This is a genomic window from Rhodococcus sp. 008 (assembly GCF_001682295.1).
Taxonomy (GTDB): Bacteria; Actinomycetota; Actinomycetes; order Mycobacteriales; family Mycobacteriaceae; genus Rhodococcus_F; species Rhodococcus_F qingshengii.
In genome coordinates this window covers 999,922-1,021,108 of record NZ_CP012749.1, presented here as the reverse complement: position 1 = coordinate 1,021,108, position 21,187 = coordinate 999,922, and the positions used below count along the sequence as shown (strand labels likewise).

General features: G+C 61.5%; 19 protein-coding genes. 15 read left to right on the top strand and 4 right to left on the bottom strand.

Going from position 1 to position 21,187, the window contains the following annotated elements; translation table 11 throughout:
* Window positions 1-29: 29 nt before the first annotated feature.
* Together AOT96_RS04785 and AOT96_RS04780 are read right to left on the bottom strand one after the other, a co-directional pair.
* Window positions 30-1,670, bottom strand: a complete 1,641-nt coding sequence (locus AOT96_RS04785) for an ABC-F family ATP-binding cassette domain-containing protein (protein ID WP_058037711.1) — start codon at window positions 1,668-1,670, stop codon at window positions 30-32.
* A 208-nt stretch (window positions 1,671-1,878) separates the two neighbouring features.
* Window positions 1,879-2,436: a TetR/AcrR family transcriptional regulator gene (locus tag AOT96_RS04780; RefSeq protein WP_003940110.1), complete on the bottom strand. Its 558-nt coding sequence runs from the start codon at window positions 2,434-2,436 to the stop codon at window positions 1,879-1,881.
* A gap of 51 nt (window positions 2,437-2,487) precedes the next feature.
* Between AOT96_RS04780 and AOT96_RS04775 the strand changes: the two genes are divergently transcribed.
* The 11 genes from AOT96_RS04775 to AOT96_RS04725 all read left to right on the top strand — a co-directional run bounded on the left by AOT96_RS04775 (window position 2,488) and on the right by AOT96_RS04725 (window position 13,977).
* Complete coding sequence (locus AOT96_RS04775; protein WP_065351372.1) at window positions 2,488-3,447, top strand: DMT family transporter; 960 nt, start codon at window positions 2,488-2,490, stop codon at window positions 3,445-3,447.
* Window positions 3,444-5,039, top strand: coding sequence for an amidohydrolase (locus tag AOT96_RS04770; RefSeq protein WP_065351371.1), 1,596 nt, complete (start codon window positions 3,444-3,446; stop codon window positions 5,037-5,039). The genes AOT96_RS04775 and AOT96_RS04770 overlap by 4 nt, the downstream gene beginning before the upstream one ends.
* A gap of 722 nt (window positions 5,040-5,761) precedes the next feature.
* Window positions 5,762-6,703 carry an Ig-like domain-containing protein gene (locus tag AOT96_RS04765; RefSeq protein WP_082893093.1) on the top strand — a complete coding sequence of 314 codons (942 nt, stop codon included), beginning with the start codon at window positions 5,762-5,764 and terminating at the stop codon, window positions 6,701-6,703.
* Between the two features lie 218 nt (window positions 6,704-6,921).
* Window positions 6,922-7,422 carry an alternate-type signal peptide domain-containing protein gene (locus tag AOT96_RS04760; protein WP_003939763.1) on the top strand — a complete coding sequence of 167 codons (501 nt, stop codon included), beginning with the start codon at window positions 6,922-6,924 and terminating at the stop codon, window positions 7,420-7,422.
* Between the two features lie 26 nt (window positions 7,423-7,448).
* Complete coding sequence (locus AOT96_RS04755; RefSeq protein WP_019745195.1) at window positions 7,449-7,991, top strand: hypothetical protein; 543 nt, start codon at window positions 7,449-7,451, stop codon at window positions 7,989-7,991.
* 65 nt (window positions 7,992-8,056) lie between these two features.
* Window positions 8,057-8,728 (top strand): signal peptidase I, encoded by a 672-nt coding sequence (locus AOT96_RS04750; RefSeq protein ID WP_231917394.1) that lies wholly within the window; start codon window positions 8,057-8,059, stop codon window positions 8,726-8,728.
* A gap of 9 nt (window positions 8,729-8,737) precedes the next feature.
* Complete coding sequence (locus AOT96_RS04745; protein WP_021332053.1) at window positions 8,738-9,343, top strand: SipW-dependent-type signal peptide-containing protein; 606 nt, start codon at window positions 8,738-8,740, stop codon at window positions 9,341-9,343.
* A complete protein-coding gene (locus tag AOT96_RS04740) occupies window positions 9,340-9,951 on the top strand; it encodes a signal peptidase I (RefSeq protein ID WP_080726729.1) in 612 nt (203 codons plus the stop codon). The genes AOT96_RS04745 and AOT96_RS04740 overlap by 4 nt, the downstream gene beginning before the upstream one ends.
* A gap of 1 nt (window position 9,952) precedes the next feature.
* Complete coding sequence (locus tag AOT96_RS04735) at window positions 9,953-11,011, top strand: hypothetical protein (RefSeq protein WP_156778928.1); 1,059 nt, start codon at window positions 9,953-9,955, stop codon at window positions 11,009-11,011.
* A gap of 297 nt (window positions 11,012-11,308) precedes the next feature.
* Complete coding sequence (locus AOT96_RS04730) at window positions 11,309-12,592, top strand: hypothetical protein (RefSeq protein WP_083197698.1); 1,284 nt, start codon at window positions 11,309-11,311, stop codon at window positions 12,590-12,592.
* Window positions 12,592-13,977, top strand: coding sequence for a lipase family protein (locus tag AOT96_RS04725; protein ID WP_442978600.1), 1,386 nt, complete (start codon window positions 12,592-12,594; stop codon window positions 13,975-13,977). The genes AOT96_RS04730 and AOT96_RS04725 overlap by 1 nt, the downstream gene beginning before the upstream one ends.
* A gap of 6 nt (window positions 13,978-13,983) precedes the next feature.
* On the opposite strand, the gene AOT96_RS04720 is transcribed toward AOT96_RS04725, so the two are convergent.
* Window positions 13,984-15,207, bottom strand: a complete 1,224-nt coding sequence (locus tag AOT96_RS04720; protein WP_065351367.1) for a cytochrome P450 — start codon at window positions 15,205-15,207, stop codon at window positions 13,984-13,986.
* 185 nt (window positions 15,208-15,392) lie between these two features.
* Between AOT96_RS04720 and AOT96_RS04715 the strand changes: the two genes are divergently transcribed.
* From AOT96_RS04715 to AOT96_RS04700, 4 genes are all read left to right on the top strand, one after another.
* Window positions 15,393-15,947 (top strand): TetR/AcrR family transcriptional regulator, encoded by a 555-nt coding sequence (locus AOT96_RS04715; protein WP_054781480.1) that lies wholly within the window; start codon window positions 15,393-15,395, stop codon window positions 15,945-15,947.
* 122 nt (window positions 15,948-16,069) lie between these two features.
* Window positions 16,070-17,218: a TetR/AcrR family transcriptional regulator gene (locus AOT96_RS04710; protein WP_178377370.1), complete on the top strand. Its 1,149-nt coding sequence runs from the start codon at window positions 16,070-16,072 to the stop codon at window positions 17,216-17,218.
* Between the two features lie 58 nt (window positions 17,219-17,276).
* Complete coding sequence (locus tag AOT96_RS04705) at window positions 17,277-18,404, top strand: acyl-CoA dehydrogenase family protein (RefSeq protein ID WP_021332062.1); 1,128 nt, start codon at window positions 17,277-17,279, stop codon at window positions 18,402-18,404.
* Window positions 18,401-19,465 carry an acyl-CoA dehydrogenase family protein gene (locus AOT96_RS04700; protein ID WP_065351366.1) on the top strand — a complete coding sequence of 355 codons (1,065 nt, stop codon included), beginning with the start codon at window positions 18,401-18,403 and terminating at the stop codon, window positions 19,463-19,465. The genes AOT96_RS04705 and AOT96_RS04700 overlap by 4 nt, the downstream gene beginning before the upstream one ends.
* 19 nt (window positions 19,466-19,484) lie before the next feature.
* Here the strand turns inward: AOT96_RS04700 and AOT96_RS04695 are convergent, their stop codons facing one another.
* Complete coding sequence (locus tag AOT96_RS04695) at window positions 19,485-21,023, bottom strand: acyl-CoA synthetase (RefSeq protein ID WP_065351365.1); 1,539 nt, start codon at window positions 21,021-21,023, stop codon at window positions 19,485-19,487.
* Between the last annotated feature and the right edge of the window lie 164 nt (window positions 21,024-21,187).

The following is a 21,187-nucleotide window of genomic DNA, read 5'->3' as shown; positions in this document are numbered from 1 at the left end:
GAAGGCCTTTCGCCTGTTCACTTCTCGTGTCAGCCCAATGCGCCCGGTGCGGCGACCTCGGTCAAACGGCCGTCCGAGAGCCTGAGCCAGCGTTCGACCTTGACCTCGGCCAGGAATCTCTCGTCGTGGCTGACCACCACGAACGCCCCCTGATATGCATTCAGGGCACTTTCGAGTTGAGCAACGCTCACCAAGTCGAGGTTGTTGGTCGGCTCGTCGAGAAGAAGCAGCTGCGGGGCCGGATCGGCGAAGAGAACGCACGCCAATGTAGCCCGCAGTCGTTCACCGCCCGAGAGTGCAGCGACGGGAAGATGAGCACCCGCACCCCGAAAGAGGAAGCGCGCCAGGATGTTCATGCGTTCCGGTGCCGGTAGGCCTGGAGCAGACAAGGCAAAGTTCTCTGCGACGGTGCGTGCGGGGTCGAGTAGGTCGAGCCTCTGCGACAGGTATGCCACTCGACCGTCGGCTCGCGTGATCTCACCGGAAGTCGGCGCCACATCCCCGTTGACGATGCGTAGCAACGTCGACTTTCCGACGCCGTTCGGCCCGGTCAACGCGATACGCTCCGGTCCTCGAATGGCCAGGTCGATTCCGGAGTCGGCGAAGATCGCATGATCGCCGAACGCGAATTGCATTCGCTCACCGAGGAACACCGTCCGGCCGGCGGGTACATGTGTGCCAGGCAATTCGAGTGAAATCGTCTGGTCGTCTCGAAGAGCGCGGCCCGCTTTGTCGAGTCGGTCCTTCGCCGCGTCGACCCGGGCGAGGTGTGTCTCGTTGGCCTTGCCTGCCGACTCCTGAGCATTGCGCTTCATGGTCCCCGCAAAGATCTTGGGCAAGCCCGCGTTCCCGAGATTGCGGGCAGCGTTACTTGCGCGTCGCGAAGCACGTTCTCGGGCCTGCTGCAGTTCGCGCTTCTCGCGCTTGACCTCTTGCTCGGCGTTGCGGATGTTCTTCTCCGCCACTTCGCGAGCCGAGCGTGCCGCGGCTTCGTAGTCGGTGAAATTGCCACCGTAGAAGCTGATCTCGCCGCTGTGAAGTTCGGCGATGCGGTCCATGCGGTCGAGTAGTCCTCGATCGTGACTGACCACCAACAGACAACCACTCCAGTCGTCGAGAACGTCGTAAAGCCTGCGGCGCGCGTCCAGGTCGAGGTTGTTGGTGGGTTCGTCGAGGAGAAGGACATCGGGGCGTCGCAGGAGTTGCGCCGCCAGTCCGAGCGAGACGACCTGCCCGCCGCTCAGAGTGTCGAGGCGACGATCGAACGTCATGTCGGCCAAACCGAGTCGACCGAGTTGGGCTCGCGTTCGTTCCTCGATATCCCAGTCGGACCCGATTGTCGTGAAGTGTTCTTCTCGTGTGTCCCCGGATTCGACTGCGTCCAACGCAGCGAGCGTCGGGGCGATGCCCAAGACCTCGGCAATGGTCAGATCGCCCGTCAGTGGCAGGTCCTGCGGAAGGTATCCGAGAACGCCGTCGACGGACACACTGCCGGCGCGCGGCCGCAACTGGCCGGCGATCAATCTGAGCAGAGTGCTTTTCCCGACGCCGTTCTGGGCCACCAGCCCGGTTCGGCCGCCGGGCACGGTGAATGACAATTCGTCGAAGACCGGAGTGTCGTCCGGCCAGGCAAAAGACAGATTCGAGCAAACGATGTAGGTATCGGACATGAATAGACCTCAGGTGTTGTGCGGGCGCGGCAACGCTGCTCCGCGAAGAGTCGGGTAAGTGAACGACAACATGGCCACGACGGCAGCGCTCCGAGGCGTCTGCCGGTGGCCGTCATGCCCGGTTTTATCCGGAGATGTCGAGTTCACCAACCATGTCTGATCCTTTTTGGTCTGTGTCGTTTCATCCGACGATAACAGGAGCCGGTATCTACATACGAGCAATACCGGCGCAGAGAAGTTCGACCAGTCGTCGATACACCCGATCCGGGTCGGTGCCGGCCGGTTGTCCCTCTACCGATTCGAGGATGCAGAAGCCGTGCAGCGCACTGCGAAGAGACCACGCCGCCTGCTCCGAATCATCCGGGCTCAGACCGTATCCCGCGATCACCTTGTTGATGACGTCGACCACCTCGCCGACGGCGGAGACCAGATCGGGATGCGGTGCAGTGGGGTAGCGGTCGGTGATGGCGTAGAGCCCGGGGTGTACTCGGACGAACGCACGCCATGCGTCCGCGAGCGCCATGACGGCGTCGTCGCGCGAGAGACCGACCGCGGCGGCACGCAGTTGTTCGGCGAGAAGGTTGCGTGCGAGGAGGCTGAGTTGATGGTGGACGTCATCGACCCCGTCGACGTGTTTGTACAGGGCTGACTGCCGGACGTCGAGGGTCTCGGCGAGTTGACTCAGTACCAGAGCGTCGGCGCCTTTGCTGTCGACGAGATCGGCTGCGGCAGCGATCACGCGTTCACGGGTAACCGGAGTTCTCATGCACGCATCTTCCCTGTATGACAGGCTTCGCGTCGGTGATACATTATCACCATGAGTGATGAAGTATCGCCACGCGAGCCGTCCGGCGATCAACTACGCCGTCGTGACCTGCGCGTAGTCGTCGCCGGTGCATGCATCCTCGGGTTGACCTCGGTGCTCTACGAACTCTCAGGAGTGTCTCCGTCGACGGGTGCATTCTTTCGGTGTCTCTATGCGCTCATCCCTCTCGGCATGCTCGTGCTCGTTCAGCGTCGTCGGTCACCCCGGCCTTCGGTCTCGGCGCCCTGGATCGTGAAGTCTCTACTTGCCGGCGCGTTCCTCGGAATCGATCTGGTGCTCTGGCACGAGTCGATTCATTCGATCGGGGCAGGTCTTTCGACTGTGATCCTGAATTTGCAGGTGCTGTTCGTCGCAATCCTCGGCTACGTTGTCCTGCGCCAACGGATCGGCCGGGAACTGGTCGCCAGCCTTCCGTTGCTCTTTGTCGGAGTTGCTCTGGTAGCCGGGACGAGCACAACGCTCACCGGGTCGAATCCTGCTGTCGGAGTGTCGTTTGCCGTGATCGCCGCAGGCGCGTACGCGGTCTACATCTTCCTCATGGGTCTGGCTACTCGGGCGGCGGGCAGAACGGCGTTGCCGATGTTCGTCTCGACGGGAGCCACTGCCCTCACGGCAGGTGCATACGGCCTCGTGAGTGGAACTTTGGATCTGACCCCTTCGCTCGTAGCTCAAGGCTGGCTTGTGCTGCTCGCGTTGGTATCTCAGGTGATCGGGTGGCTGCTGGTAGCCAGCGCCAGTCAGCGTCTGCCTGCAAGTGCAGTCGCCGCCAGCCTCGTGTTGCAATCGGCGTCAGCACTGTTGTTCGGCGCAGTGCTGCTTGCACAGACCCCAACTCTCGTCCAACTTGCGGGTGCCGGAATGATTTTGGCCGGAGTGGTTGTGGCGACGCGGATACCCGCGAAGAAATCCTCGACGACTGTTGTCGGAAAACGAATGGAGACAAGCGTATGACCACGGCGGCTGACCACATCTACATCAACGGCGACATCAGGGCCATGGACGGTGCGGTCGGCGATAACGCCACCGCTGTGGCAGTCAAGGACGGCAGATGTGTCGCCCTCGGAACTGACGCCGAGATCTCGGCGCTGACCGATTCCGAAACCTCCGTTGTCGATCTCGCCGGAGCGGTGGTTGTGCCGGGGTTCATCGAGACGCACCTTCATCCGATGATGTGGGGTTTGATGCTCAGTGGGGTCGACGCAACGACGAATACGTGCCCGACCATCGAGAAGTTGATCACGGCGTTGGCCGCGCGGGCCGCGATCACACCAGTTGGCGAGCCCATCGAAGCGTGGGGCTTCGACGACAGCCTCGTGGCGGAAGATCGAGGCCTGACCGCGGTTGATCTGGACAAGGCTTCCACCGATCATCCGATTCTGGTGCGGCACTTGTCTGCTCACGGAATCTATGTCAACTCGGTCGCACTGGAGAAGGCCGGGATCGATGCCACCACGGTCGATCCGGAAGGTGGTGTCATCGTTCGGGACAGCGACGGTGTACCCACCGGTGAACTGTGCGAGGTTCCGGCAATGTCTCTGGTGCACGGACTTGTTCCGGATATGAACCCGGATGCGTCCAAGATCGCGATGCTGCGGGCGCAGGAAGTCATGGCGTCGGTGGGCGTGACGAGTTTCCACGACATGTACGTCACGGCCGAGATGTACGAGGCGTACCGGCAACTCGACGCCGATGGTGACTTGAGGCTGCGTGCGCGCCTCTATCTCGGCCACGGGGTGCACGATCAGTTGGGTGAACTCGCCGATTCGACAGACCGAGTTCGTGTGGGCGGCGTCAAACTCATTTCGGACGGGTCGATTCAGTTGCACACCGCTGCGCTGACCGCGCCGTACCACGATCTGGGCGGATGCCACTGCGGCGGAATGGCAATCCCGGCAGGTGCGCTCGGGGCACTCGTCGAGGAACATCACGCTGTCGGCCGACAGGTTGCGATTCATACCAACGGTGATCAGGCCATCGATTTTGCATTGGACGCAATTGCAGCGGCACGGACGGCGCACCCGGACATCGAAGTTTCGCATCGACTCGAGCACGTTCAGACGTTGCGGGAAGATCAGATCGCGCGGATGGTCGAACTCGGGGTGGTGGCGTCGATCTTCGTGAACCACGTCTACTACTGGGGTGACCGGCACCGCGATCGTTTTCTCGGACCGGGTCGCGGCGAGCGGATCAGCCCCGTGGCGTCGGTCGTGGCGGCGGGGCTTGCCTACGCGCTGCATTGCGACTGCCCTGTCACTCCAGTGAACCCGCTCTTCACGATGAACACCGCCGTACATCGTGTGACGCGAGAAGGTCACGTTCTGGGTGCGGAGCAACGGGTTTCCGCGTCCGAGGCGCTGGCCGGCTACACAAGCGCAGCCGCTCGTCTCACCGGTGAGTCATCGGACAAAGGTCGGATAGCGGTGGGACTTTTGGCGGATTTTGTTGTGCTCGACGGAGATCCGCTGCGCAGCGATTCGACAGACTTGAATGAACTGTCGGTCCTGCGCACGGTTGTCGGAGGTGAGACCGTCTTCGGGGCGTAGATGCTCGTCGTTTTACCTTGGGATTGGGTGCCGGTAGTCAACTCCTTACCGGCTTCGCAACTGTAGATGCACGTGGGCCGGGGAGCGAATTTGCTTCCTGGCCCACAGCTTTGGATGCAGCACGGGCAGTCGCGATTCGATGGTCGGACAAAGTTATTGGTGGAGTGCTGGTTTCGGAGCGCGCGAGAGTTTGTCCTGGCCGGACGATCCGGCGGGGCGCAGCGATCGATGGCGCCCGTGTCCGTGGCGCTAGTGGACGAAATGCGGGGGTCTCGAAACGGCTCGATCTTTCTGTTTGCTCGAGGGTCGCTGTTCTCGGCGAGTTCGTTCGTGGATTCCCGGACATACCAAGAGCATCTAGAACTTGTTCTTGTTTGGATAGGAACGAATCGCCCGTTCGATCGCAGAACGCTTTTTGGTAAATAGTTGCGATGCGCAGCTAACTATTTCTAACGGTACTGGTCAGGGTGCAGAATTAGCCCTTGAGGGATGTTGAAATTCCTTCTGAACGTTTGACCAGTAAAACCGCCACAAAAGCTGATACCTGTGATAAAAATTGATCCGAAGCGGAGCGGTTGCTATGTATGAGCGAGGGCATGCACAGCGTCACGGTTCGGCTCGCAAGCTTTCTGCAACATGTTTGGCACCGATGGCGGATGTACCTCGTTCCGCCATCTCTTCACCCAATGCCCGGCAACGGGACAGACGAAATGAGTCTTCACATGCCTCGATTTTTCCCGGTCGGGGACGGACGAGAATCCCGTCTCCCCCGGCGCGCCACTGCTGTGTTGGCGGCTCTGCCGGCTGCACTGCTCCTCGCGACCTCGGGTGCGCTGCTTGCACCTGGTAGCGCCGCGGCCGCCCCGGGCGACGACATCACTGACCAGTGCCTGGAGATGTCCCAGAACGGTGGACCCTGGGTGAAGCCGGCGGCCTTCGATCCCAGTGGAACCGACTACATCCCGATCCCCGGTGACGAGGGCACGCAGTTGGCCTTCAACGTTCGTAATGTCTGCGACCTTCCTGCCACGCTCACTCTTTTCAGTGAGAGCTGGTCCGTCTCGGGCGGCGGCACTGCGACAGTGCGGGGCAAGCTCGACGGCCAGGTCGGCCAGCAGTTCGTGATCGGGCCGAATGCGAATTCGTCGACGCGGATCGAGCTGGTGAAAACGCCTCTCGCACAGAACGCCAACGTGATGGCTGGTTTCATGATTGGCATCCCTGCCGGCGAAGTTTTGCAGGGATACGAGATCAACCCCGGCTGGGGTCTCGTCCTGGTGGAGGGCGAGCCCGTCGTTGTTGCTCCCAGTGCGCCGACCGGTTTGACTCTGGGTTCGGCCGAAGTAGAGGCGGGCACACCCGTCAAGGTCTCCGGCAAGGCAGAGCCGAACAGTACCGTCACCGTGACCGGAGGCGGCGCCACCTGCACCGCCACCGCGGATACGAGTGGGAACTTCAGCTGCAACCTGACGATCACCACGCCCGGCAGTCATCCGATCACCGCCACGGCGACAAATGCGGGTGGGACCAGCCCCGCCTCCACGGCGGTCACGGTCAAGGTCACGGCGAAAACCACCGATCCAGGTGGCAGCAGCAGCGGTTCGCTCGGAAGTAGCACCGGTTCGCTCGGAAGTCTCGACCTGTTCGGCAGCCTCGGCGGATAACCACTCCGGCCCAACCGGCCACTTAGACCTCGCGATGCACGGGGCGATCTCGACCATCTCCGCGCATCGCCAACCTTCTCGGTCACCGAATTCAATTCGGCGGCTTCATTTCCCATGCCCCTTCCTGGGGCTGTTTCACCGGAGTGCACATCCGCACGGCCCGGGCTCAACCAAGCGCGTCGGATGTCCCGCCGCGAACTGCACAGGAGGAATACCAGATGAACAAGACCACAAAGGGTGCGATCGCCGCAGGTGCGGCTGCTGTTCTGCTCGCAGGTGGTGCCGGAACCATGGCTGCGTGGAACGCGTCGACCGGCGCTGGCGGAAGCCAGACCGTCAATGCCGGCTCGATGACGATCAGCGAAGCGGCCGGCTCCGGCGTATGGAAGCTCGGCGCGAACACGTTCAACCCGGCCAGCGACAAAATTGTCCCCGGTGACGTACTCACCTACACCGCCACGTACAACTACACCCTCGTCGGCACAAACCTGAAGGCGACGCTGACACCTACCGTCGGCGGAATCTCCGGGGCTCTCGCGAGCAAGCTGGAGGTCGCGACTGCCGGTGGTCAGAACGCGAGCGTCTCCGCGGGCACTGGCACGCGCGATATCACCACGACGATCACGTTCAAGCCGGACACCACCAACACGGACGGCGCTGGCCAGGCAGCCACGCTGTCGGGAGCCTCGGTCACCCTCGAGCAGACGCTCACCCCGTAGTTAATCCGTAACCAGAAGAAGGTCACGTGAAGACCCAATACAAATGGGCGATCGCAGCGTCGTCGGTTCTGCTCATCGGGTTCGTCTCGGTGCAGCAGACCGGCGCGCTGTGGCGCGATACCGCAGAATCGACCGGCGGCACTATCCAGGCAGGCATGCTCGATATCTCTGCCGGCGGAGAAGGGGTCAAGCAGTTCAACCTCGATGGGTTCAAGTTGGACAACAAGGGCCCGGGCGACAGCATTCAGATGCCACTGCCGGTGATCAACTCCGGCAACGTGCAGATGAACTACGTGCTTTCCGATGTTGTACTCAACGGCGCGACCCCACCGCCGCTGAGCCTGCGCGTGGCCAAGGTAGCCAACGAGGCGGCCTGCACCGCCACTGGCGACGTGGGCACTGAGCTCTACAACGGTGCCATGGACGGCGCGGCCTTTTCCGAACAGCTGGTTCCGGCCGGGCAGATGCAGGTGTTGTGCCTGCGGGCCACGCTGGGCCAGGGCGCGGCAGCGAGCCAGCAGTCCAACGCGACGTTCACTTTCGACGCAAGCTCAGTGAGCCAGTCATGACCGTCACCGCGAGAAGCCGGCGTGCAGGCGAACGTGCCGAGTATCGACCCCGGCACAGCGCACACGTGGAAACATCTGAGCGGCAACATGATCCCGAACAAGGCGGAGACGACAAGACCACCCTATGGTGGTGGACTCGCACCATCGTCTCGTGGGTACTGCTGCTGCTGATGGTCGGCATTCTCGCGGTGATGGTCGTTATCCCTCGACTCACCGGCTCCATCGCGTACACGGTTCTCACCGGTTCGATGGAACCGACCATGCCCCCTGGCACGCTCATCGTGGTCAAGCCGACCCCCAACGAGGATCTGACCACCGGGGACGTGATCACGTTCCAGCCCGTCTCCGGCGATCCAGCGGTGGTCACCCACCGCATCGAAGGCATCTATTACACGGGGGAAGGGGAGCGTCGCATCCACACTCGCGGCGACAACAACCCCGTCGCCGACTCGTGGTCGCTGGTGCCCGAGCAGATCCGTGGTCGGGTCATCTACTCGGTGCCGTATCTGGGCCGGGTGAACTCGGTGATCAACGGGCAATCGCGTTCGATTCTCACCACAGGCGTAGCTGCGGGCCTGGCTGTATATGCCGTGTGGATGGTCGTCAGTGGCATCCGCGACAAGCGGGGCAAGGCCGGTGACGACGAAAGTGGCACAGACCCGACTCTTTCCGGCCCTGAACTCGGCGCGCCGGTATTGCCCGCCGATCCATCGGCACCAACCTCCGAATCGAAATAGGACAGCAGAATGTCTACAGAACAGAAATCGGGCGGCGACGCGCGTCTCGGGGCGCGGATGCGAAGCCGTCTGGGCGAGACCGGTTGGATACGGACCCGGGCCGTGCTCTCACTGGGCATGGTCCTGGGCCTCGGAGCGGTCGGCACGATGGCGGCGTGGTCCGACAGCGCTACTGCGACCACCGGCATGTTCAGCACTTCGTCGGTCCAGCTGAAAGTCGACAACCAGCGGCCCGCACACCAATTCACCGAACTCAAGCGCAACAGCATGCTGCCAGGCCAGAGTGAGGCTGGGGCATTGACGGTTCAGAACACCGGAACTGCCAACTTCCAGTGGGCGGTATCGGCAACGGCCACGGGTTCGTCCGCGCTGATCGGGAAGCTCAAGGTTTCCCTACATCAGACCGGCGCCAACGACGGCAGTACCTGTTCAGGACCGATCATCGGGACGCAGCAAGCGTTCTCCGGGAACCCGACACTCGTCTCTGGCCGATCACTCGCTGCCGGTGTTTCGGAGCAGGTGTGCATCAAGGTGACCGTCGATTCGACCGCGGGTCAGACGGAGCAGTTCAAGATCGCCGATCTGGGCTTCAACTTCACCGCAACGGGGCAGTGATCATCGCGATGGACAGCACCGATGAGGAGGTGAGCGTGGGACGCAGTCGTGGCAAGGAAATTGCCTTGAATGTGGCTGCGGTCGCCGGGCTCATCTGCATAATCGCCACTCTCGCGTCCCTGATATTCGGGATCAAACCACTGGTGTTTCGCTCGGGTTCGATGGAACCTGCAATTTCCACCGGTGCGCTGGCGCTGGCGAAGACCGTGCCTGCAACTGAATTGGCTGTCGGCGACGTGATCAGCGTCGACAACGACCAAGGCGTGCGCATCACCCACCGCGTGGTCGAACTCGAATCGGCAGGAGCGGACACCGTGCTCGCCACGCTCAAGGGCGATGCCAACAATGTGGCTGATCGACTGCCCTACACCATCACCGAGGCCGACCGAGTGTTCATCAGCGTCGGCGGGCTCGGCTATGTCGTTGCTTGGCTTTCCAGCCCGCTCGCAACCTTCCTTGGCGGCGGATTGGTAGGCGCGGTGCTGGTCATCGCATTTGGACGAACTAAAGACCGGCGTCTGGAGAATGCCCGCGCCGCCACTACAAATGACGCCCGCGTCGATGCTGACGAAACCTGCGGGGAGCTTCAGGAGGCTCATAATGATTGAAATGCGACGGGCTAGCACCCGCATGAAGTCGCTGCGGTCGTTGATCGCTGTCGGCGGCGCTGCTGCAATGGCTTTCGGTCTGGCTCAGGCCACTGGGACGTTGGCAAATCCAACTGACGTGGTCAATTCGACTGGCGCACAGGTGGCGACGGGCAACTTCTATCCGACGCCGTTGACCTCGACTGTGAACTGCTCGACGTCGGGAGGAGCAGACCTATTGGGACGTAGAGCAAACCTGAGCTGGCCCGCGGTTCCAGGTGTCACGGGGTACAAGGTGGTTTTCGTGAGGAAATCCGATCCGAGCTACATCGTTCGAACGGATAATCTGTCGGCGAGCCAAACGTCCATCAGTGGAATTACCCATGGCAGTCGCAATGTGATGTGGGCGCGGGTGTACACCGTGAACGGGCCGGCAATCTCATCTGGTTTCATGTCGTCTGTCGAGATAACCCATAAGGACCTCGTAAGTAACAGGACCGAATGCGAGGGTAATCGTGGTCCGCAATTGGCTAACCAGGCCTGGGAAAATACCAACACCTGGAATCCGGCGACACCGGCACCCAACGGGGCGAACCCTCTGAGCAGGATGCAGGCCGAAGCGATGGTGCCGAACGAGCCTGATGCGTTGGAGACGACCACCACCCAAGCTCCGTCCACGAGCGAGACCGCCAATCCGACAACGTCTACCGAGCCGACCAGCACCACCGAGGCCACGACCACGACGGCACCGAGCACGACAACTCCGGCACCGACCACCCCGGAAACCACGTCGCCGGAGACCACCCCCTCGGCTGATCCGAAGCCGGTTCTGACGGACACAGTCGAGAGTGGCGGCCTCACCGGCGGCTGGACTGCGGGTGGTAACAAGGTTGCAGTGGTCGACGCCGACGGCAACGAACTCGCAAGTGGCCGTGTCGAATCGGGTTCCACTCTGCACTGGTACGACGGCCAGTTGTGGATTGTCGGTGCAACCGAGGTCTACCGCATCATGGAGTCGCCGCAGGACGGCACGTGGAAGTTCTACAAGGACAGCGGGCAGAACATGCCTGACTTCGGGTAGCGGCCAATCACTCGACGTCTGGACTGTGCCCCCGAGTTTCCGGACCCGGGGGCACAGTCGTAGCTGCGCATGTTCCGACGGTGTCGGGCAATCAGGTAACCGGCTGGTCGCCCGCTGGAGAGGTTTCGGCCGCCCGTGAACTGGATAAACCAACTGCAGACGGCAACGACGTGTAGAGATGCCTGAAGCGTTCGCAGTGGATTGGCACTTATTCGGGGCTCGAGTTATCTTACTGCAAAGTAAGTGTTTGGTGTCGGCGTCGATCGGGGCTATGCCGACCTGAGTACAGGGATCGATATGCGGATGAACCTGGGGGCAGGTGTTCGGCGACGTCGTTGGGCGCGCGACGTATTGGCAGCCGCGACGGCATGTGCGCTGGCGATGTCCGCGTTGCTCTCGGTACAGATTTCAGCGTCGGCGTCCGAGCTGGACGAGTACGTGAATTTGCCTTTGGTGAATCGGAATGCCGAACACGGTCCGGGCGGTGTCCATCCCGCGTTGCCGACTGATCTCGGCACCTTGCAAGCCCTTGTGGAAGAAGCCCGCGCCAGTGGTCGCAGTCCGGAATCCTATGCGGCCTTGCTGTTTCAGTATCGATTGGTCGCTGCCACGGAAGCCGCCGGAATCGATCTGTCATCGTGGAATCCGCGCGCCGGAGTGTCGGCCAATCGCACGAACCTGGTGAAGTCGTACCGCTTCTACGAGGATCTGCAACTCGGTCACCCGGAATTGCAGTGGGCGGGCATGGGTGGACAGGTTGGTGCGGACTTCGGCGGGGGACTGATCGACTTCGAACTGATGGCGGACATGTACTCGTTTCCGAATCTGCAATATGTTGCCAATTCGATAGTTTCTCAGGTCACGGATCAGGTTGGCGTGCAAGCGCTGAACCAATTGCCGGCAGGGCTGCGCGCGCTCGCCGCGGTGGGCAGGAACGTCACGGCGGACGACTTGGATTATGTGCTGGGGATGATCCTGGTGATGCAGAAGAACATCTTCTCGGATCTGATGCCGATGCATCAGGCATACGTGGATGAAGGACTTCCCGCGCTGGAAGAAATGCAAAGTGCCGGAATGTTCGGTCAGGATGTCATGGACGCCTGGCGTGATGTAGCTTCCGGCGATTCGAATCGGATTGCACGTGGGAACGTAGCACTGCTCCAACGTGAGCAAGGGGTGATCATCCGCGACCAGTGGGATACCGTGCGCGCCTACAAAGGTGATGTGGGAGAAGCGATCACCTACGCATCGACCGTTGCCGGCTCGCCCTCGGTCGCCGGCGTGGTCCCGCCTCGCTCGTTCCGGCCCCTCGAGTTCACGACGACACTTGCCGACGGACGCACCGCGACAGTGACACTGCCCCTCCCGGATTGGAACTGGTCGCTGTACGAGGAACGGTGGGACTACATCACCTCACAGCTCTTGCCGAAGTACCGAGCGATGGTCGAAGAAGATTGGCCACGGCTCGTAGCCACATTGAGTGTTCCCTACGAAATTCAATTGGAGAGTCACCGCCCGATGGTGACCCTCCCACAAACTCTCGAATCGGCCCTCTCCAGTTTGAAAGTGACGGTTCAGTGATGTCGTCGGCGACATTCCGAAGGTTGGCGCCGCTGGTAGCGCTGACCGTTGCGCTGGTCCTGCCAGCAACGGCTGGAGCTGAGGTGCCGGACAGTGATGCCCCGAAAGACGTGCAAACTCCTGTATCCGAGGAGTTTCGAACCGACACCCCAACTCTGGGAGAGGTATTCAACGGGTTCACCGTCGGTGCTCTCAGTTCGGGGGAGTTCGCATCCGAAGAGGAGATCTTCACTGCACTCACGCCCGATGATCCGTTTTACGACGAGCCGGTGTTGACCGGCGCCGAGCGTCCCGGTGATCTCCTGAAGTCGAAGAAGGTGGATGTACTGTTCACCGGATACAAACCGGGACAGCTCGACGCCTACAAGATCATGTACGTTACAACCGGAATCGACGGTTCGACGCCGGTGGTGAGCACCGGGATCATGATGATCCCGATCGACGGAACACCGGCATCGGAGAAGAAAGTCATCAGCTACCAGGAGGCCAACGACAGCGTCGGCGGCTACTGTCATCCGAGTTCGCACTGGACGGGCGGCGATCCGTTGGACGGCGCCTCCTGGTCGGCGTTGGGTCCGCTGGCACTGATGTTCGGAAAAGGCTATGCCGTAGTGATATCCGACGTCGGGAACAACGGAGACCGCGATCCTCACGGCGTCTTCGCGGGCAAGTTCGCGGGGCACGCGCAGTTGGATGCTGTGCGTGCAGCATTTCAGGTGCAGGATTCCGGGCTGAATCCTGAGGCGGAGATTGCGTTGTTCGGAATCGCTGGTGGTGGAGTCGGTACTGCATTCGCCGCCGAATCTGCGCAGTCCTACGCACCGGAACTCGACATCGTCTCGACAGTCCTCGAGGGAATGGTGATCAAGCCCCGAACATTCATGGAGACAACAGATTCCTCGGTCGGTGCCGGCTTCGGATTTGCGACGCTCCTTGGCCTCGAACCCTGGTACCCCGAGATGAAGTTGAACGACAAGCTCAATCCCGTGGGCCGAGCGATTGCCGACGTGTACCGGGATGAGTGCCAGATGCCGGCGTACTTCACGCTTCCGTTCGTACCGCTGGCGAGCCTTTTCGAGCCGGGGATCGATCCGATCACAGAACCCAGTTTCCAGCGCGCGTACGACGACAACGTACTGGGCCACGGTGCTCCGGCGTCGAAGGTATTGATAACGTCGTGCGCAAAGGACGACTCCCCGATGTCACTTGTACCGGCAGCTGATGCGCGAGAACTGGCGGACACGTACAGGAGTGGAGGGACCGACGTGAGCTACCAGCCCACCGACTGCAGTATGGACCGCGCATTCACGAATCCATACGGTTGGGGAACTGATCTGTTCGGAATGCAGACGATCGACTGGATAGCCCACAATTTCGACAACTGAGTGAAACTATCCGGTGACAGCGAGACACAAACTCTGATGGCGGCGCACGAACATGCTGGGGACCCAACGGGGTGGGGATTCGGAATCGATTGTGAAGTGTGAACTGTTTTCGAGAATGACTGCGATCGCGGTCTTTGCTTCCAGACGAGCCAGCGCGGCCCCGACACAGAAATGTGCTCCTTTGCCGAAGGCGAAATGTGCTCGGGGATTGACTCTGTCGAGGTTCATCACCTGTGGTTCGACGAACGACTCGGGGTCGCGGTTCGCCGAACCCCACAGCAGTATGAGATGACTGCCGGCGGGCAGTGTCATGCCACCGAGTGTCGTGTCCGCGTTGACATGTCGGTGATGTCCGCGAAAGGGTGACTCGAGTCTGAGCGTTTCTTCCAGGAACGCGCCCACGAGTAGAGGGTCCTCGCGCAGCTGCGTCTGAATCTCAGGGCGCTCGGCGAGCAACCGTGCAGAGTTGGCGATCAGTCCGGCGGTCGATTCGCCACCCGCACCGACGAGTTGCACCAACATCAGCACGGCCACGTCTTCGCTGAGTTCGCCTGCGTCACAGCAACGGACGAGGTCTCCGAGTAGATCATCCACCGGGTGAGCCCGTGCGTCACGAAACTTGCTGTAGAGGTACCCGGTGAGTTCGGCCGCCGAGGTGACGACGCCTGTCAAACGCTCCGACGTCACGATGCCGCTGAGAAGTTCGGTGCTGTCGTACGACCACGCCAGCAATTGGGGGACATCGTGTGCCGGCAAGCCGATCAGCGTGGCAACCATCTGCAGCGGCAGCGTGTCCGCTACCGACGTGACCCATTCGATCCGTCGACCGTCGAAGCCGTTGTCCCACAACTGCTGCGTGTACTCGGTCATCACCGGCTCGAGTGCTCGTATACGTTTGGCGACCAGTGTCGGCAAGACAAGTTTGCGCTGGTGTTGATGGTCGGGCTCGTCGGCAGTCGCGAGAACGTGAACAGCTTGGCCGCCGCCGTTCATGTCGAAGGTCATTGCCGAACCGTCCGGTGTACGAACCAGCACGCCGGTGAGGTTGTTGGAGAAGTCGTCGGTACGGGAAACGGCTTCGGTGACCAATTCCCAGGTGGACACGAGATAGAAGTCGGTATCAGGAATGCGGTACACGGGGTGCTCGCGCCGGAGTACGTCGTATAGCGGGTACGGGTCGTCGATGTTCGACGGCAGGAAAGGGTTGATGTCGAGCGTCGATGGTGTCACGAAGGGAAGATTTCACGGCCGTCGAGGAGAAGTCAACAGGTGGAAAATGCCTCTGAACTGGCATTTTGAGAAAATCTCACGCACTTCAACCCCATCGTACTTCTCCCAGGTCAGAGGCTCGCGGCCTTCCGTAGCCTTGAGATTTCTGATTGAATCTGTCTCAGAGTGAGACGAGGTGACGGAGAGTGACCGGTGCAAACGAGCGCCGCGCCGCCGACTGGTTGGCCGGCGGTAACCGCCGTGAACTCGCAACCGAGCGCATCTTCGCGGCTGCGGCAGAGCTGATTCGAGAACAGGGATTCGATCGGTTCAACGCCGACGACGTCGCTGCCCGCGCAGGCTGTTCGAGGGCAACGCTCTACCGCTACGTAGGTGGCAAGTCCGCGATCCGCGAGGGGTTGTTGTCACGAGGCGCGGCATCCGTGGCGAGCCAGGTCGCGACTGCCGTCGAATCACTGCACGGCGACGAGCGCATCGTGGAGTCGATCCTCGTCGCCGTCGACGCGATCAGATCCGACGCTGCCATGAGCCACGGCCTTGCGGCAGCGCGGGCCAACGGAATCGACGAGTATCTCGTGTCCTCGCCGTTGCTGCCGCGTACTGCACTGGAACTTGCAGGATTGGATCCTGAAGGTCAAGAGTCGCAGTGGGTGGTTCGGATCGTGTTGATGCTGTTGGCATGGCCTCTCGCAGACAGGGCCGCCGAACGACGGATGGTCGAGTCGTTCATCTACTCCTGAGCGGGATTCCGTGTTCGTGAACGGTGCATCGGATCGTCGCTGCTGTAGACGGTTCGGTTCATTGCTTCATTCCTCGGCTCGGTACTCTGAGCTTGTCCGCTGCCGCGAAGGAGAGAGTCACGATGGTCGTACGCAGGCCCCGCGACCGTAAGCAGCAGATTCTTGCGGCTGCAGGTGAGCTTTTCCGTGAGCACGGTTATCACAACGTGTCTGTCGCTCAGGTGGCTGCTGCAGTTGGAATCACGGCACCTGCGCTCTATCGGCACTTCAAGAACAAGCCGGATCTCCTCTACGCCGCGGTCAACGCAGGCATCGAATCGCTCTACGATCGGGTCGCAGGTGCCGAGGATCTGAAAACACTGATCACCGAACTTGCGGCATCGGTGTCCAAACGTCGGGGTCTGTCGCTCCTGTGGCAGCGAGAGGCACGCTATCTGCCTGACGAGCAACGTGAGGAAATGCGTTCGACCCTCAAGAGTGCAGCTTCGCGCGATGCAGCGCTGATCCGAATTGAGCGTCCCGACCTCGACGAGGAAGACAGCTATCTGCTCGCCTGGGCTGTCATCGCAGTCTTCAACAGTGTGTCTTCGCATCGAGTGTCCTTGCCGAGGCGTCAGATGGAACTGCTGCTTGTCGAGTTGGCAGACCGCGCTGCATACGCGGAACTGGGTCGCTCAGAAGTGAAAGTCGTGGCGGCAACGGGTCACCTGCCCGTTGTGATACCCAGACGTGAACTCTTGTTGACCGAAGCAATTCGGCTGTTCGACGAGCGTGGATATCAAGCAGTCAATACCGAGGACATCGGTGAGGCTGCAGGGACGACAGGCCCGAATGTGTACAACCACTTCGATGCCAAGATCGACCTGCTGATCTCCGCGGTCTCGAGGGGCGGCGAGCGTCGCCGGCTCGGCGTTGCACAGGCTCTCGGCGCCGCAACCGGCCCGGAGGACGCGCTGTCCGGATTGCTTGCCGCACATATCGATTTCGCGATCAACGAGCGTCATTTGATCGGGTTGTTGATCAGCGAACTCGACCAATTACCGGACAAGTTCCGCCGCACGTGTGAACAGAATCAACGTGAGTACGTCGCGCTATGGGTCAAGATGCTCGAAGAAGTCCGTCCGGGCCTCGAGTCCGCCACCGCCAGGATCACCGTCAATGCCACTTTGACAGTTGTGGAGAACGCCGTCCGAATCGGCCGGCTTCGCCGTCGCGACGACCTGTCGGACAGACTCTTCGAGATCGGCTGCGCCCTGCTGCTGGGCGCATGAAAAATTCGGGTAAGCGCCACGGGCGGCGGATCGACTCACGAAACTGATCGGAGACGTCATGCGTTTCGACGCAACAGAACTGACGATCGAGGAGCTTGCTCTTCAGGCTGAAGTGCGGGAGTACCTCGACAAGCGACTCACCCCCGGTACCTACTCGCTCGGACTCGGGATGGCCGGGGCGGTGGATCCGGTGTTCTCGCGAGATCTGGGTCGACGTGGGTGGCTCGGCATGTCGCTGCCGAAGGAATACGGCGGGGGCGGACGGTCAGCAGTGGATCGATTGGTCGTCGTCGAAGAACTTCTCGCGCGGGGAGCGCCGGTCGGCTATCACTGGATCGGAGACAGACAGTCGGGTCCGAGCATCGCCGCCAACGGCACGGAAGAACAGAAGCGGTACTTCCTTCCCGGTATCGCGAGCGGTGAGTTCTCGTTCTCGATCGGGATGAGTGAGCCCGACTCGGGTTCGGACCTGGCATCGGTGCGCACTCGCGCCGAACGTGTCGATGGTGGCTGGAAAGTCAACGGCACCAAGATCTGGACCACCGGCGCCTTCCACGCCACACACATACTCGCCCTGCTTCGAACCTCGGCAGACAAGCACAACGGACTCACTCAGCTGATCGTCGATCGCGACAGCGAGGGCCTGACCGTCTCACCCATTCCGTTCATCGACGGTAGTGAGGACTTCTGCGAGGTGTCGTTCCAGGATGTTTTCGTGCCGGATTCGCGTCGCCTCGGAGACGTCGGAGCGGGCTGGGGACAAAACACCGGTGAACTCGCACTCGAGCGAGGTGGCGTCGACCGTTGGATGTCGCTGATGCCGGTCCTCGAGAACTTCGCGGCCAACCAAGCAGCGCAAGGCGGTCCAGCTGCCCTCGCCGATCTGGGCTCGATTACCGCACGCTGCTGGGCTTTTCGCGGGATGTCGCTGTCCATCGCACGGATGGTCGACGCCGGTCGCTCGCCGGTCACGGAGGCCGCGCTGATCAAGGAGATGGCAACACGCTTCGAACAGGACTGTGTTGCGACCGTCGCGCGGCACCTCGGCCGGGCTCCGGACCTTGCATCCGACGATCCGTACGAGTCGCTGCTCGCCCGGGCCGTGCTGGTGGCGCCGTCGTGGTCGATTCGCGGCGGTACCAACGAAATTCTCCGCACCGTGATCATGAAAGGGTTGGACCGATGAATTCGGGGTCACAGATCAACGCGTACACATTCGACGCCGACCTCGAATCGATGGTCGAGCAATTTTTCGCCGAGAAGTCCGGCACCGAGGTGGTAGCGCAGGCGGAGATCGGCGGTCTGCCCGCCGGATTATGGAGCGCGGCAGTCGAACTAGGGTTACCTCTGGTCGGTCTTCCCGAATCGGTTGGTGGTTCCGGTGGCTCGCTCCTCGACGCCGTGACTGTCCAGCGCGCGGCGGCGAGGCACGCTGCGCCGCTGCCGCTCGCCGAGACGTACCTCGCGGGCAGGCTGGCAACAGCGGGCGGGTTACCCGTGCCCTCCGGAATCGCAACGGTCGCCCCGGGTTCGCCGCGCGACGATGTGCGCCGGACCGACGACGGTTTCCTGTCGGGAACCTTTCACGACGTGCCGTGGGGTAGTGCCGCATCAGTGCTGGCAGCAGTTCTCGGTGATCGCGTCGTACTCCTTGACATCTCCGACGCCGAGATCGGTGGCGGGACGGATCTTGCGGGGCAACCGCGTGAGAGCCTGACGTTCTCCGAAGCGCGGACCATTGACGGCGACAACCCGGTCGATGCCCGGATTCTCAGCAAGCTCGGCGCGTTCTTGCGCTCGGTGCAGATGTCGGGAGCGATGGAGTCGGCGTCGGCGTTGACCCGGCGCTATGTGTCCGACCGGGTGCAATTCGGTAGGCCCGTCGCGCAGTTTCAAGCAGTCCAGCAGCATATCGTGACGCTTGCTCAGATGGCTTCGATGTCCACGCTGGCCGTCGATCGCACTGCACATGCACTCATCAGAGGCGACGCCGACTTCGAAGTGAGCGCAACCAAATTGGTGGTTTCGCAGAATGCGCTCGTGAGCGTCCGCGCCGCCCACCAGGCACACGGTGCAATCGGCATGACCCGCGAATACCGATTGCAACAACTGACGCGTCGACTGCACGCCTGGCGATCGGAGTTCGGCGACGAAATCGCGAGTGCGACGCAACTAGGAGAGGCCGTAGCGGCGTCGCCGTCACTGCACCGCTTGATCACCGACCCAGAACCGACATTGAAGCTGTAATCCTGACCGTCGTAAAGGATTACGTTGCGTTGCAGCGAAGATCGCGCTTCAGCACCTTGCCTGCTGCCGACAGCGGCAATGCATCGACGAATTGGAAAGTGCGCGGAGATTTGTATCCGGCTATCAGCGTTTTCACGTGAGCGCGCAGTTCGTCGGCGTCGGCGTCGAAACCATGCCGAAGGACGACCACGGCATGGACACGCTCGCCCCACTGGGCATCGGGCAGACCGATCACGGAACAGGCCGCGACGGATTCGTGTTGTGCCAGAGCATTTTCGACCTCGGTGGAGTAGACGTTCTCGCCACCGGTGACGATCATGTCCTTGATGCGATCGACGATGAACAGGTAACCGCGGGCGTCGAGGTATCCGGCGTCGCCGGTATGCATCCACCCGTCGCGGAGCACTTCTGCGGTCTCCTTCGGTTTGTTCCAGTATCCGAGCATGACGTGGCTGCCGAACGTGACGATTTCGCCCACCTTGCCGGGTGGGAGTTCCGAGCCGGCCGGATCGACGATTTTCACCTCGCAATGAGGGAGCGCGCGACCAGCGCTGCGGAGGAGATCACCACCTTCGAGGTGATCGGCTGGACTCAGCATGCTGATGTGCGCGGTTTCAGTCATCCCATAGCCCTGAGCGAAGGAACTGTTGGGGAACATTTGCATGACCTGCCCGAGAAGCGTCGGAGATATGGGCGAGGCGCCGTATCTCAGGATCCTGACGCTGGACAGATCGTAGGTGGTTGCGTCTTCGCCCGTTTCGTTTTTGTGGGCGACCAACATCTGGAGCATTGTCGGCACCAGACCCACGGTTGTCGGGCGATAGCGGTCCACGGCCTCGAGGAACGTCCGTGGGCTGAAGTTCGCTACGAAGACCTGGGTTCCACCCATCAGCGACTGAGCCAACCATCCGACGATCCCGGCAATGTGAAACAGAGGGTTCACCGCGAGGTTCGTTCCGTTGCTGATTGCCACGCCGCCTGCCGCGAGAGTGCCCAGCGCCGAGGTCATCAGCGCTTGATGGCTGATCATCACGCCCTTCGGCACTCCGGTGGTCCCGCCGGTGTAGAGGAGTAGTGCAAGCGTGTCGCCGCCGACGCGCAGATCGTCGACCGGAATCGCCTCCGCGATCACCTGTTCGTAGTCGAGCATTCCGTCCGGAACTCGGTCGTTGCCGCAGTAGACGACAGTGGTCAGGCCTGGACACGCCTCGCGAAGGGTAGATCCGACGGAAGCAAAATTCTCGTCCACGAGTAATACCGTCGACCCTGAATCTTCCAGGGCGTATGTGATTTCCGCCGTGCTCCAGCGAGAATTGACCGGACTGGCCACTGCTCCGAACCACCAGCAGGCCAGGAGCGCCTCGTGGTAGTAGTCGGAGTTCGATGCCAAGATTGCGACTCTGTCACCGGTGCGCAGGCCTAACGTCTGCAGCCCGCCCGCGAGCCTCTTGATCCGGTCGACCGATTCGCGAGACGTGCGCACTCGGCCATCGGAGATCGTCATCACCGCTTCGGGCGACGCTCGTAGGGATCGGTGAACGAATTGAGTCAGCTGCATGCGATTCCTCCTGCGAGTGTGCGGCGAGTGCTCTGACTCGGATCAGTTCGGCACTGATGCTATTGGCCTGACAATTGCCCTCACTCACCGCCTGAAATCATGCCCCACTCCGGTGCAATCTAGACGATTGTCCAGTTAACTCTGACGATTCCATCCTGCCGTGG